Origin of the sequence: Qipengyuania seohaensis, from assembly GCF_002795865.1 — a bacterium.
Taxonomy (GTDB): domain Bacteria; phylum Pseudomonadota; class Alphaproteobacteria; order Sphingomonadales; family Sphingomonadaceae; genus Qipengyuania; species Qipengyuania seohaensis.
Window position 1 is genome coordinate 2,527,266 of sequence record NZ_CP024920.1, and the last position, 12,669, is coordinate 2,539,934.

The 12,669-nt window shown below is 62.8% G+C and carries 13 protein-coding genes; 11 read left to right on the plus strand and 2 right to left on the minus strand.

What is annotated here, in order from left to right; translation table 11 throughout:
• The first annotated feature begins 36 nt into the window (after positions 1–36).
• The 10 genes from pgi (at position 37) to CVE41_RS12525 (ending at position 10,329) form a co-directional block, all read left to right on the plus strand.
• Positions 37–1,620 (plus strand): glucose-6-phosphate isomerase, encoded by a 1,584-nt coding sequence (pgi, locus tag CVE41_RS12480; RefSeq protein WP_100260952.1) that lies wholly within the window; start codon positions 37–39, stop codon positions 1,618–1,620.
• A complete protein-coding gene (locus tag CVE41_RS12485; protein WP_198507667.1) occupies positions 1,617–2,603 on the plus strand; it encodes a calcium/sodium antiporter in 987 nt (328 codons plus the stop codon). The genes pgi and CVE41_RS12485 overlap by 4 nt, the downstream gene beginning before the upstream one ends.
• A gap of 206 nt (positions 2,604–2,809) precedes the next feature.
• Positions 2,810–4,201 (plus strand): DEAD/DEAH box helicase, encoded by a 1,392-nt coding sequence (locus CVE41_RS12490; protein WP_100260953.1) that lies wholly within the window; start codon positions 2,810–2,812, stop codon positions 4,199–4,201.
• Positions 4,202–4,265: 64 nt separating this feature from the next.
• Positions 4,266–5,621, plus strand: coding sequence for a glutathione-disulfide reductase (gorA, locus tag CVE41_RS12495; protein WP_100260954.1), 1,356 nt, complete (start codon positions 4,266–4,268; stop codon positions 5,619–5,621).
• 16 nt (positions 5,622–5,637) lie between these two features.
• On the plus strand, positions 5,638–6,540 hold the full coding sequence (locus tag CVE41_RS12500; RefSeq protein WP_232725702.1) for a hypothetical protein: 903 nt from the start codon (positions 5,638–5,640) through the stop codon (positions 6,538–6,540).
• Positions 6,541–6,657: 117 nt separating this feature from the next.
• Positions 6,658–7,212, plus strand: coding sequence for a TspO/MBR family protein (locus CVE41_RS12505; RefSeq protein WP_100260956.1), 555 nt, complete (start codon positions 6,658–6,660; stop codon positions 7,210–7,212).
• A gap of 31 nt (positions 7,213–7,243) precedes the next feature.
• Entirely contained in the window at positions 7,244–7,489 is a 246-nt protein-coding gene (locus CVE41_RS12510) for an accessory factor UbiK family protein (RefSeq protein ID WP_090482686.1), read from the plus strand.
• Between the two features lie 32 nt (positions 7,490–7,521).
• Positions 7,522–8,121, plus strand: a complete 600-nt coding sequence (recO, locus tag CVE41_RS12515; RefSeq protein ID WP_100260957.1) for a DNA repair protein RecO — start codon at positions 7,522–7,524, stop codon at positions 8,119–8,121.
• Entirely contained in the window at positions 8,118–9,185 is a 1,068-nt protein-coding gene (gene leuB / locus CVE41_RS12520) for a 3-isopropylmalate dehydrogenase (protein ID WP_100260958.1), read from the plus strand. Before recO ends, leuB begins: the two co-directional genes overlap by 4 nt.
• A 31-nt stretch (positions 9,186–9,216) precedes the next feature.
• On the plus strand, positions 9,217–10,329 hold the full coding sequence (locus CVE41_RS12525) for a glycosyltransferase family 2 protein (protein WP_100260959.1): 1,113 nt from the start codon (positions 9,217–9,219) through the stop codon (positions 10,327–10,329).
• 4 nt (positions 10,330–10,333) lie between these two features.
• On the opposite strand, the gene CVE41_RS12530 is transcribed toward CVE41_RS12525, so the two are convergent.
• Both CVE41_RS12530 and CVE41_RS12535 read right to left on the minus strand, forming a co-directional pair.
• Positions 10,334–11,605, minus strand: a complete 1,272-nt coding sequence (locus tag CVE41_RS12530) for a phospholipid carrier-dependent glycosyltransferase (protein WP_100260960.1) — start codon at positions 11,603–11,605, stop codon at positions 10,334–10,336.
• A gap of 43 nt (positions 11,606–11,648) precedes the next feature.
• Entirely contained in the window at positions 11,649–12,035 is a 387-nt protein-coding gene (locus tag CVE41_RS12535; protein WP_232725704.1) for a hypothetical protein, read from the minus strand.
• A 71-nt stretch (positions 12,036–12,106) separates the two neighbouring features.
• Between CVE41_RS12535 and CVE41_RS12540 the strand changes: the two genes are divergently transcribed.
• Positions 12,107–12,646, plus strand: a complete 540-nt coding sequence (locus CVE41_RS12540) for a TetR/AcrR family transcriptional regulator (RefSeq protein WP_232725705.1) — start codon at positions 12,107–12,109, stop codon at positions 12,644–12,646.
• Positions 12,647–12,669 lie beyond the last annotated feature (23 nt).

Consider the following 12,669-nt stretch of genomic DNA (forward strand, 5'->3'; position numbering starts at 1 on the left):
GCACTAACACCGTCACGAAAGGACTTTTGCCAAGCCATGCCAAAGACTGCCGCCGACCTGTGGGACGAATTGCGCGATCTGCCTCAACCGACCCTGCTCGAACTGTTCAGCGCAGTGCGCGATGGAGGCGAAGGGGCCGACGAGCCGGGAGGTGAAGACCGTGTGGCGATGCTCTCCGGGCGTCTGGAACTGGCGGAAGAGGGTCGAGAAGACCCCATGGCTCCGGGCGGTATCCTGTTCGACTGGTCGAAAACCCACCTCGACAGGGCGGTGCTCGAGCGGTTCGAAGCGTTGGCCGAAAGCATGGATTTCGCAGGACAGCGGGCCAAGCTTTTCGCTGGGGACATCGTAAATCCCACCGAAGGTCGCGCGGCAGACCATTCCACCTTGCGCGGCGTCGGCGACCCGGCAAAGGTCGAGGAAGCGGCTGCCCTGATCGACCGGATGGGCATGCTGGTCGAAGCCATCCACCAGGGCGCATTCGGTGAAATCGCCCATCTGATCCACATCGGCATCGGCGGCAGTGCATTGGGTCCGGCGCTGGGCGTCGATGCGCTCAGCCGCGACCTGTCGCTGTGCGATGTCCATGTCGTGTCGAATATCGACGGTGTCGCGCTTGAAGCGGCTTTCGCAAAGTGCGATCCCGCAAAGACGCTGATCGCCGTGGCCAGCAAGACCTTCACGACCATCGAAACGATGACCAATGCGCAAAGTGCGCTGAAATGGCTGTCGGACAACGGCGTTTCCGATCCGTCGGGCAGGGTGATCGCGCTCACCGCGAACCCCGAAGGCGCCGTGGAATGGGGAGTCGACGAGACGCGCATCCTGCCGTTCCAGGAAAGCGTCGGCGGGCGCTATTCCATCTGGTCCTCTATCGGGTTTCCGATCGCGCTGGCCGTCGGCATGGACGATTTCCGAGAAATGCTGGCAGGTGCCGCGGCAGTCGATGCGCATTTCCGCGATACCGACGGACGGGAAAACCTGGTGCTGCGCGCCGCGTTCGCCGATCTCTACTATACCCGCATCCGCGAGTGCCAGACGCGGGCGGTGTTCGCCTATGATGAACGGCTAGGCCTGTTCCCCGATTATCTCCAGCAGCTGGAAATGGAGAGCAACGGCAAGCGCGTTACGGCAGACATGCAGCCCGTCGATGGCCCGACCGCGCCGATTACCTGGGGCGGGGTGGGTACCGATGCGCAGCACGCTGTTTTCCAGTTGTTGCACCAGGGCACGCATCTCATTCCGGTGGACTTTATTGCCAGCGCGGCGCCGGGCGACGATCTCGATCCGGCCCATCACCGCATCCTCTTGATGAACTGCTTTGCGCAAGGCGCGGCACTGATGGCGGGCAAGAAGGGTGAAGACCCGGCGCGCAATTATCCGGGCGACCGGCCCAGCGCGACGATCCTGTGCGATGACCTCGATGCGGCCACCCTCGGCGCCTTGATCGCATTCCACGAGCACCGCACCTTCGCCAGCGCCGTACTGATGGGTATCAATCCCTTCGACCAGTTCGGTGTTGAATTGGGCAAGCAGATGGCCAAGGCTATCGAGCGAGGCGGCGAGGAATTCGACGCGAGCACCGAGGCGCTTCTCGCCGCGGCTGGCCTTGCCGAGTGACGACATCGATCCTTCTCCTGCTGCTCGGCTTCGCCCTGCTGATGGGCGGAGGCGAATTGCTTGTTCGCGGTGCATCGCGCCTGGCGGAAGAGATGGGTCTGTCGCCCATGCTGGTCGGGCTGGTCATCGTCGGGCTCGGGACGTCGACGCCTGAACTGGCGGCCAGCGTGCAGGCTTCCCTTGCCGGATCGCCGGGCATAGCCATCGGAAATATCGTCGGGTCCAACCTTGCCAATACTTTGCTCATCCTGGGTGCGGCAGCGCTCATTGCTCCGATTGCCGTGCGGGGTAGCGTCCTCTGGCGTGACGGCATGGTCGGACTGGCCGGGGTCGTGGTTCTTTTGCTCGCGGGCAATTCCATCGGGTTGGACCGGATAGCAGGCGCGAGCATGTTGCTGGTCCTGATCGCGTATATCGCGTTCGCCTACCGCCAGGAGCGTACCGGCCATCAATTGCAGGCGGCAAGCCAGAGGGCTGCGGCTGCCGAGCATGCCGATCCGGGGTTACACGATCACCCGCGTCCGGACCGCAAGGGACTGGTGAAGTCGGTGCTCTTCTTCCTCATCGGCATCGTCCTGATCGTCGGCGGAGGCACCGTTCTCGTCGATGCTGCCATAGAGATCGCGAGCGCGCTGGGAGTCTCCGATACAGTAATCGGACTGACCGTGGTTGCCGCCGGGACGTCGGCACCGGAACTGGCCACTACGGTCATTGCGGCATTTCGTAAGGAAAGCGACATCGCGCTCGGCAATGTGCTCGGCTCGAACATCTACAACATCTTCTTCATCGGCGGGGTGACAGGCCTGGTCGCTCCGGGTCCGATACCGAACAGCATCCTGACGGGCGATCTCTATATCCTGCTGCTGGCGGCGATTGCGGCCATCGTGTTTTCATGGACGGGCGGACGGCTGGGAAGACGCGAGGGAGGGCTGCTATTGGCGGCCTATGTCGGGTTTCTCGCCTACACCGTCAGCGCACTCTGACGTAAGTTGCATTGACTTTGTGCGCCGCAGCATCCACATGAAGGCCATCGAAGCGCGCTAGCCAGCGTGAAGCGGCGATTTGAGAGACATTCATCGCCCCGGCCGCGCCTCGGTCTTTTTCCAATGACTTCCCTTTTCACGCGGGTCGTTTGACACCCGCGCCGCGCGACCAATCCGTCTGCGCGCCGCATATTATGCGAGTACTCATGACAACATTCACCGATCTCGGCCTTTCCCAGCCCGTGCTCCAGGCGCTGGACCTCAAGGGCTATTCCGAGCCGACCCCGATCCAGGCACAGGCCATTCCGCCCGTTCTGGAAGGCCGCGACCTGATGGGCATCGCCCAGACCGGCACCGGCAAGACCGCAGCTTTCATGCTTCCGAGCATCGACCGACTGCGGGATGCGGAAAACCAGACGCCATTCAAGTCCTGCCGCATGCTGGTGCTTGCGCCGACACGCGAACTGGCCGGACAGATTGCCGACAGTGCCAAGGATTACGGGGCACTTGCCGGCCTGAAGGTCCATTCGATTGTCGGCGGCACCTCGGTCAACAAGGACCGCAACAAGCTGCATCGCGGCACCGACATTCTCGTCGCCACTCCGGGCCGCCTGCTCGACCTGATTGATCAGAAGGCATTCAAGCTCGATGGCGTCGAAATCCTCGTCCTCGACGAAGCGGACCAGATGCTGGACCTCGGCTTCATCCACGCACTGCGCCGGATCAGCCAGCTTGTGCCAGAAGATCGCCAGACGCTGTTCTTCTCGGCCACCATGCCCAAGCAGATCCAGGAGCTTGTCGGCAAGTACTGCCGCAATCCGGTCAAGGTCAGCGTGACGCCCGAAAGCACGACGGCAGAACGCATCGACCAGTATCTCTTCATGGTCCAGCAGGACGAAAAGCAGACCTTGCTCGAAATGATATTGTCGGAACGTCATAGCGTCCCCGGCAAGTTTGAGCGTGTGCTGATCTTCGCGCGCACCAAGCATGGTTGCGACCGAGTCGTGAAGAAGCTTTCGCAGGTCGGCATTCCCGCAAACGCTATCCACGGCAACAAGAGCCAGCCGCAGCGCGAACGTGCGCTCGACGAATTCAAGCGTGCCAAGACGCCGATCCTCATCGCGACCGACGTGGCCGCACGCGGGATCGACATTCCCGGCGTGAGCCACGTGATCAATTACGAATTGCCGAATGTGCCCGAGCAATACGTCCACCGCATCGGCCGCACCGCACGTGCGGGCCGCGACGGTGTGGCGATTGCATTCTGCGCCGAGGACGAACGCGATTACCTCAAGGATATTCGCAAGAAGACCGATGCGGAATTCGAGCGTCTGCCGCTCCCCGATAACTTCCGCGCTGTCGTCGAAGGCGTCGGCCCGACCAAGCGCGCGGCTCCTGGCCAGCGTATGGCGAAGCCCAAGGTTCGCCCGACCGGCGCAGCCGCTGCCAAGAAGCCCAAGCCCAAGAACAAGCACCCGAACCGCGCCGGTGCGCCGAAACGTGAAGGTGCGCCGGGTGGCGGGCAGGCTCGCGGTGGCCGTCCCGGCGGAAATCGCAACCGCAACCGTAACCGCAACAGTTCGCGCGGCGTAAGTTAAGTCGGAACTTGCCATCGCGCTCACTGTTGGCGAGAGACACGCGCAAAGCTGACAGGAGCGCCGGATGGCCGATACCGAATACGATTACGATCTCTTCACCATCGGCGCCGGCTCCGGAGGGGTACGTGCCAGCCGCGTGTCTGCGGCTCATGGCGCGAAGGTCGCAATTGCCGAGGAACATCGGGTAGGTGGCACCTGCGTCATTCGCGGCTGCGTGCCGAAAAAGATGCTCGTCTACGGCGCGCATTTCGCCGAAGACCTCGAGGACTGCCAGAAGTTCGGCTGGGAAATCGAAGGCAAGAAGTTCGACTGGAAGGTGCTGCGCGACAATGTGCTGGCCGATGTCGACAGGCTGGAAGGCGCATACACCGAAACGCTCGAAAACCACGATGTCACGATCTTCCACGAACGCGCGGAAATTACCGGCCCGCATGAGGTGACCCTCGCAAGCGGGAAGAAAGTCACTTCCAGATACATCCTCGTCGCGACCGGCGCCCGCCCGCGCATGCCCGAATGCCAGGGTGCGGAACACGCCATCAGTTCGAATGAGGCGTTCCATCTCGACGAACTGCCGAAGAAAGTGATCATCGCCGGTGGCGGTTACATCGCCAACGAATTTGCCGGGATTTTCAACGAATTCGGCAGCAAGGTCGACATCGTCAATCGCGGCGACACGCTCCTGCGCAGCTATGATGAAGCCGTGCGCGACCGCTTGCTCCAGATTTCGACGATGAAGGGGATCAGCTTCCGCTTCAACACGACTTTCGAGTACATCAAGCCCTGCGACGATGGCGGTTATTTCGTGAAGCTCTCCGATTGCGAGGAAGAGCACGCGGACCTCGTCATGTTCGCGGTCGGCCGCATCCCGAACACCGAAGGGCTGGGTCTCGCTGCAGCGGGCGTCGAGCTTGGTGACGGCGGCGAGATCAAGGTCGATCGTTTTAGCAAGACCAATGTCGATCACATCTATGCCGTGGGCGATGTCACCGATCGCGTCCAGCTTACGCCCGTTGCCATTCGCGAAGGTCAGGCATTTGCCGACACCGTCTTCGGAAGCGGCGATCCGGTGGCGGTCGACCACGGTTGCATCCCGAGCGCCGTCTTCAGCCATCCGCCGATTGCGGCGGTCGGCATGACCGAGGGCGAAGCGAAAAACAAGCTGGGCTCGGTGAAGGTCTATCTCTCCGATTTTCGCCCGATGAAGAACGTCCTTGCGGGACGCAACGAGCGCAGCCTGATGAAGATGGTGTGCGATGGCGACAGCGGAAAGATCGTGGGCATTCACATGATCGCGCCCGAAGCGCCGGAGATGATGCAGGCGGCGGCGATTGCAGTGAAAGCAGGCCTGACGAAGGCGGATTTCGACGCCACTACCGCGATCCATCCGACAATGGCCGAAGAACTTGTCCTGATGCGGTGATCCTGTGTTCAGCCGGGTGTCAGCCAAGCTCGACCAGAATTCGATCATGCGTTACCTGACCCCCCTTGCCGTGCTGCTCGGTTCCTGTGCTCCTGCACAAGAAGAGGGCCCTGCTGCAAATGCCGATGAGCCCGAGCGCGACTATGCGACTCAGGTGGGGGCGCCGACACCCGACTACGCCGCGCTTACAAGGCAGGCGCGGATCGAGGGTGAGGGTTACATTCGCCGCGATGCAACGGCTCCCGCCCCGGCAAACGCGAAGGCTGTTGGCGAAACCTGGTACAAAAGGCTCGAAGCAGGGAATCTGCTGCTTGGCGCAGGGTTCGACGGAAAAAGACCCGATGGCGCGGTGACGCATCTCGATGTCGGCAAGACCGAGAGCGAGTTCCAGTCGTGGACCGCGCAAAACGGCTGGAACGTTCCCAACCATATCTCATGGTCATTCGTCCCTGCGATGAACCTTCCCGCAGTATCGGAAGCGGCGCGCGGGGGCATTCGTTTCTGGCCCGCATCCTCGGCACGTACAGGTTCGCAAAATGAGGCTTTGCTGGCTGGCCGGGTGGAACTGCGCGACGGCTGTTTCTGGGCCACCGAGGGTGACGGGGATGCCGACAAGCTGGCTTTTTTCCACGCCGAGATCGGCCTCGATCGCGACGATGAGGGATATTACATCCTGATCGATCGCGTCGGAGGCCAGACCTTGGCGAGACTTGGGGAACCGATGAATTGGGGCGGTCCTCCATCGGCGTATATCTCGCCGGAAGCCGAACGTGACTTGCGGGCGGCTTGCGGCGATGCACCGATCCTTGTTGTCGGTTCACCAGAGAGCCGCGAGCGCTTCCTGACCAGTTATCCGCATTTGAGGAACCCGGTGGCCCCACCGCCGCCGCCTGTTACCGACCTGGGTTCCGCCAGCTAGAAAACCGGGCACGATCCCTCGAACCGTCCCGATACGGCATGGTTCGGCGCCCCGTGTTGCCAGCAGGTGCTACGGTGGTCACAAGGTAAACAAACGAATCGCCTGTGGGGGTTTTCGATGAACGTATTGGCTTCGCGCGGACAATTGCGCGCAAGTTTCATTCGCTGGGCTCTGTTCACGGTGCCGCTGTGCGTATTGCTCGGCTTCCTTGCGGGCCAGCTTGGCGGCCCGGACAGCTACTGGTTCCGGGCGCTCGACAAACCTGGTATCTATCCGCCGCCGGCCACCTTCGGCATCGTCTGGACCATCCTTTACGTGATGATTGGACTGGCGGTCGCGCTCGTCTGCGCGGCCTGGGGTGCGCGCGGACGCGGCATCGCGTTGATGGCGTTCGTCGTGCATTTCCTGCTCAATCTGGCCTGGACGCCGGTTTTCTTCGGCATGAAGGAACTCACCTTCGCTCTCGCGGTATTGATCGCGATCGATGTCACGCTGCTGGTGGTGATTGCCCTGTTCTGGAAGGTCCGTCAGCTGGCGGCGATCCTGCTACTGCCCTATCTCGCATGGGTGCTGTTCGCGACTGTCCTCAACTGGCAGTTCCTCCAGCTCAATCCCGACGCTGACGGCGGCGCGGTTTCGGGCGGTTCGGAGCGTGTGCGCATCGGCAATTGAAGCGCGGGCCTTTCGCGCCTAGATAGCTGTCATGCAGAGCCAGAACCCCATGATCGCCGACTTCGTCAAACTCGCCAATTCGGCGGCAGGCACGCTTGCGGGCATGACCCGCGAAGCGCGCGAAAGCGCCCGTGAGCGCGCCAAGGAAGCATTCGGCGGAATGGATTTCGTCACGCGTGAGGAATTCGACACGGTCAAGGCTATGGCCGCTCGTGCCCGCGAAGAATGCGACAAGCTGGCAGAGCGCATCGCCGCGCTCGAAGCCAAGCACAAGTGACGCTTGCCCCTGCCTTGGGGTAGGGGACCACAATGCACCTTTCCGCTCCAGCGATAGTGATTGCCGCCCGTCCGCACGGCGAGACGGCCGTCATCGCGCGTTTGCTGACCGAAGAGAGCGGTGTCGTAGCCGCTTATGTCGCGGGCGGCAGGGGGCGCCACCTGCGCCCCGTGGTTATCCCGGGCAACCTGGTAGAAGCGGAAATACGCGCAAAGTCGGACAGCCAGCTGCCGTTTGCGCGGCTGGAGCTGGCGCAAAGCCGCGGCCCCTGGCTCACCGAACCGCTTCCGGCATCGGCCATCGCGTGGACCTGCGCCTTGACGGCGTCGGCCCTGCCGGAGCGCAATGCCTATCCCAGTCTCTACCACGCGCTCGTCGCTCTGCTCGACGCGGTCTGCAATGCGCCCTCCGCGCGTGGCTGGGTGCCGGCTCTCGCCAGCTATGAAGTGCTCCTCCTGCGCGAGCTCGGCTATGGCGGCCAGCGGCCCGAGATAGCGGGGCTTGGCGAGGCCTTGGAAATTCTCGACCGTTCGGAGGGCCTCATTGCGCGCTATCTCCTTGCCGACACACACGCCGACGTTCTAGCCGCTAGGACTGTACTGAGGCAGCGTCTGGGACGGATCGAGACATGAAAATTGCGGTATTGCCGGGTGACGGCATTGGCCCCGAAGTCACGCGCGAGGCACTCAAGGTGCTCGATGCGCTGGCATTGCCGCAGCTGACACTTTTCGAAGGCGATGTGGGAGGAATTGCCTTCAAGCGGCACGGGCACCCGCTTCCCGCAGAAACTCTTGAAATGGCGCGTGCGGCGGATGCAGTCCTGTTTGGAGCCGTCGGCGATCCGGAATGCGACACGCTCCCGCGCGAACATCGTCCCGAACAGGCGATCCTTGGCTTGCGGAGCGAACTCGGGCTGTTTGCCAATTTGCGCCCCGCCGCCGGTTTTCCCGGTCTCGAGGACCTGTCCCCGCTCAAGCCCGAATTGGCGCGCGGCATCGATCTTCTCGTGGTGCGCGAGCTGAACGGCGACGTCTATTTCGGCGACAAGGGGGAGCGTGACAGCGCAGGCGGCAGGGAAGGCTGGGACGACATGTCCTATAACGAGGCCGAAGTCCGCCGCATCGCTCACAGCGCCTTTCGCGCCGCGCAGAAGCGCCGCAAGAAGCTCACCAGTGTCGACAAGGCGAACGTGCTCGAAACCAGCCGCATCTGGCGCGAAACGGTCATCGAACTGGCGAGCGAGTATCCCGACGTCGAGCTCGACCATATGTATGTCGATAATGCCGCGATGCAGTTGGTGCGCAGCCCGGGCCAGTTCGACGTGATCGTCACCGGCAATCTGTTCGGCGATATCCTGTCGGACCAGGCAAGCGCGTGTGTCGGGTCAATCGGCCTCCTTGCGAGCGCCAGCTTGGGCGAACGCACGACCGAATTCGGCACTTTCGGCCTCTACGAGCCTATCCATGGCAGCGCCCCGGACATCGCCGGACAGGGCAAGGCCAACCCTGTCGCAGCAATCCTTAGCCTCGCCATGCTCCTGCGCCATTCGCTCGGCCGCGATGCGGCTGCGAACCGGATCGAACGGGCAGTTGCCGCCAGCCTTTCCAGCGAGATTCGCGGTGCCGACCTCGGCGGTAGCGCGAGCACGGAGGAGATCGGCGATGCAATCGTAAGGCACCTGCAAGCAATCGCTTGAGAAATTGCGCACTCTCGCCAAGAGTCGCGCCATGAATTCAGCCGACCCCCGCACCGATCTCCAGCTGGCGATAATCCTGCCGACGCTGAACGAGCGCGACAATCTTCCGCCGCTTGTCGAACGGATCGACCGGGCATTGGGCGATACGGGTTGGGAAGTCCTGATCGTCGACGACAACTCGTCGGACGGGACCGCCGAAGTAGCCCGCAAGATAGCGCGCGCCGACCAGCGTGTCCGCGTGATCCAGCGGATCGGGCGGCGAGGGCTCTCCAGCGCCGCGATCGAGGGCTTCTGCGCGACCGCTGCACCTTTTTGCGCGGTGATGGACGCCGATCACCAGCACGATCCGCAATTGCTTTTGCCCATGCTCGAAGCGGTGCGTTCCGGCAGGGCGCAGGTCGCTGTGGCCAGCCGGTTTGCAGAAGGGGCCAGCACCGAAGGCTGGGGTCGTCCGGACCGCGAGCAGCTATCCAGCGTTGCCAATGCGCTCGCGCGGAAGCTGACGGGAGTGACGCTGTCCGATCCGATGAGCGGGTATTTCCTCCTCCCGACCGAGACGGCGCTCAGGCTGGTGCCAGGCCTTTCGGGCATTGGCTTCAAGATCTTGCTCGACCTGCTCGCAACGGCCGAGGAGCCGCTCGTGGTCGAGGAATTTCCTCTTGAATTCGCCGCCCGCCGTGCCGGGGAAAGCAAGCTGGACCGGGCAATCGCCCTCGATTTCCTCGCGGGTCTTTATGACAAGACCTTCGGCAGGTTCATCCCCACCCGGTTTGCCCTGTTCGGCACGGTCGGCGCACTGGGCGTTCTGGTGCACCTGGCGATCCTTTATGTGTTGCTGCTCCTGGCAGGAGCAACTTTCGCGTGGAGCCAGACTGTCGCGACACTCGGAGCGATGACTTTCAATTTCTGGCTCAACAATTTTCTCACCTACAGGGATCGGCGCATCAGGAAGGCCGGCGATTTGTTGCGCGGCTGGGCAAGCTTCGTGGCAGCGTGTTCGGTGGGGGCTGTGGCGAATGTGGCCATCGCCACCATGTTGTTCCAGCGCGGCCTTCACGAAATGCTGGCCGCCCTCATCGGGATAGCGATCGCGTCGGTCTGGAACTACGCCTTGTCGAGCCGCTTCGTTTGGGGTCGGTTCTAGGGCGTTATCGCCAGCCCTCGATCCACGTCCAGAGCGCGAAGCTGTCTGGCCGTTCGAGCGGCTCTGCGGCCAGTATCGGGTAATAGAACGCAAAGACCAGCACGCTTGCCGCTGGCACCGCGATCGCCATTTTTCGCCAGCCCGCCTTCCAAAGATCGTCGAGCGAAAGGGCGAGGGCGATAAGCAGGAAGCTGCTGGGCAGGAAATAATGGTAGTAGAACTGGGTGGATTTCTCGGCGAACAGCCAGAGGCCGAGGCTGACCGCATACAGCATGGCGATCGCCCCGGGGGCAGCCTCGCGCCGCATCACCCCGCGAAGCGCGCACCACACGACCGCCGGCAGGCCGAGCAGCATCGTCAACGGGTTGCCGACCAGCATCACCCCGCGCTGGGCCTGGTCGACCTCTTCATAGAGATACCAGATCGCCCGCAGGTTGAGCATCCATTCCGGCCAGGTGGATTCGTAAGGATGCCTCGTCAGCACCTGCGTCTGGAGGTCGAGCATGAGGCGGTGATGCGCCAATATACCGTTCTCGATGCCGTCCACGTCGAACTGGTAGCCGGGCCAGAAGGTTAGCCAATAGACCGCCAGCGGTACCACTGCGAGCCAGACAAATGCCTCAGCCAGGGTGATCCCGGGGACCGGCATCCCGCGGCGGGACAGAAGCAGGCGCCTGCGTCCGGCTTTCCAGCGCAGCGCGAGGAAGGCAAGCCCTGGTACCATGGCGACAGGCACCGCGTTCCATTTGCTGGCTAACGCAAGGCCGATTGCAATGCCTGCCAGCGCAAGCCTCCACCTGCCGGTCTCCGGCTCTCGCATGGCGCCCGCCAACTGCCAGAAAGCAGACGCCAACGCCGCGATCATGAAGATGTCGAGCATGGCGATGCGCGAATGGACGAAGAGGTGAAATCCCGTGGCGAGGAGTATGCCCGATGTGATCGCGGCGTACCGGCTCATCGTCGCGAACCATACTGCCCGCATCGAGGCAAACAGGGCGAGCGTTCCCGCTAGCGAAGGAAGGATTCGCCACCCCCACGAATTATCACCCAGGACGGCGATGCCCAACGCAATCATTTCCTTGCCGAACAAGGGATGCTCGCGATTGTTGAATTGCTCCAGCATGAGCATCTCGCGCGCGGCAGGCACGTAGTGCACCTCGTCGAAATAAGGGGCGCTCGGGATGGCGAGGTTCCACAGGAGCAGGAGCCAGAAGCCAAGCGCCAGCGCGACGCACCAGCCAAGGGGGTCCAGGGGCTGCTCGGGTGCGCGCGTCATCACGCATTGGCTTAAGCAGCGGCGCAGCGCGCCGCAACCCGCATCATTCTTCCAAGCGTGCTTCCAGCCAGAAAAGGCGCGCCACCATGGCAAGCAGACCGATACTGGCCGTGGCGGCAACGAAGAGCAGCCATGGGACCATTTTCATCCCGGCGGCTCGCGCGCGGGGCGCGATAAGGAAAACGGCTACGACCACCGCGAAAAGCAGGTCCCACCACACCTGCACGCCCCAGAGGTTCTGCGTGTGATTGGTCCAGACCAGCAATACGCCTTCGCGCGCGATCGTGACGGCGGTGAATGCCGCGAAACCGGCTGCCAGCGCAGCTGCCAGTATGCCACTGCCGATCTTCGGGGAGCCGGCGAGAATATAGCCGAGGGCGATAACGGCCGAAGCGAGGCCGCCGGCAGCAAGGATTTCGAAGGCGGACATTGAAAATCTCCGAGTCGTTTGTAGCGGGCGCTACACTTGTAGCTTTATGTAGCGCCCGCTACAAGTCACCCATGAACGCGATCAGGATGTCCCGGGATACGCTGCTCCCCGCGCTCGCTGCCCACGTGTTGCAAAGCGGGCTGGGGGGCTTGTCGCTTCGTCCCCTGGCCAAGTCGGCCGGTACCAGCGACCGGATGCTGCTGTATCATTTCAGAAGTAAGGAGCAGCTTGTCACCGCCTTGCTCGATTATCTGGCGGTGCAGTTCACACTTGCGCTGGATAGCCAATTCCCGGCCGAGCGCTCCTCGTCGCGTCGCGCGTGCGCAAAGGCGGTCTTCGACATCACCGGGCAGGCCGACTTCGCGCCCTTTCTCCGGGTGTGGTGGGACATCGTTGCCGGATGCGCAAAAGGCGAGGCGGCCTATCTGGATGCAGCAGGCAAGATCGTGGACCAGTTGCTGGACTGGGTGGTCGATCACCTGCCCGCAGACGATCCAGATCCGAGCGAAGGAGCCCGCGCCGTCCTGACGATAATCGAGGGAGCACAAATGCTCAGGGCCGTGGGGCGCGATGCGCTCGGCCAAGCGGGGCTTTCCGCCCTCGAAGGCTGACCCGCTTGCGGCAGACAGTGCGC

Coding starts and splice junctions, on each gene's coding strand:
- pgi (WP_100260952.1), top strand. CDS start 37: ATGCCAAAGACTGCCGCCGACCTGTGGGACGAATTGCGCGATCTGCCT.
- CVE41_RS12490 (WP_100260953.1), top strand. CDS start 2,810: ATGACAACATTCACCGATCTCGGCCTTTCCCAGCCCGTGCTCCAGGCG.
- gorA (WP_100260954.1), top strand. CDS start 4,266: ATGGCCGATACCGAATACGATTACGATCTCTTCACCATCGGCGCCGGC.
- CVE41_RS12505 (WP_100260956.1), top strand. CDS start 6,658: ATGAACGTATTGGCTTCGCGCGGACAATTGCGCGCAAGTTTCATTCGC.
- CVE41_RS12510 (WP_090482686.1), top strand. CDS start 7,244: ATGCAGAGCCAGAACCCCATGATCGCCGACTTCGTCAAACTCGCCAAT.
- recO (WP_100260957.1), top strand. CDS start 7,522: ATGCACCTTTCCGCTCCAGCGATAGTGATTGCCGCCCGTCCGCACGGC.
- leuB (WP_100260958.1), top strand. CDS start 8,118: ATGAAAATTGCGGTATTGCCGGGTGACGGCATTGGCCCCGAAGTCACG.
- CVE41_RS12525 (WP_100260959.1), top strand. CDS start 9,217: ATGAATTCAGCCGACCCCCGCACCGATCTCCAGCTGGCGATAATCCTG.
- CVE41_RS12530 (WP_100260960.1), bottom strand. CDS start 11,605: ATGACGCGCGCACCCGAGCAGCCCCTGGACCCCCTTGGCTGGTGCGTC.
- CVE41_RS12535 (WP_232725704.1), bottom strand. CDS start 12,035: ATGTCCGCCTTCGAAATCCTTGCTGCCGGCGGCCTCGCTTCGGCCGTT.
- CVE41_RS12540 (WP_232725705.1), top strand. CDS start 12,107: ATGAACGCGATCAGGATGTCCCGGGATACGCTGCTCCCCGCGCTCGCT.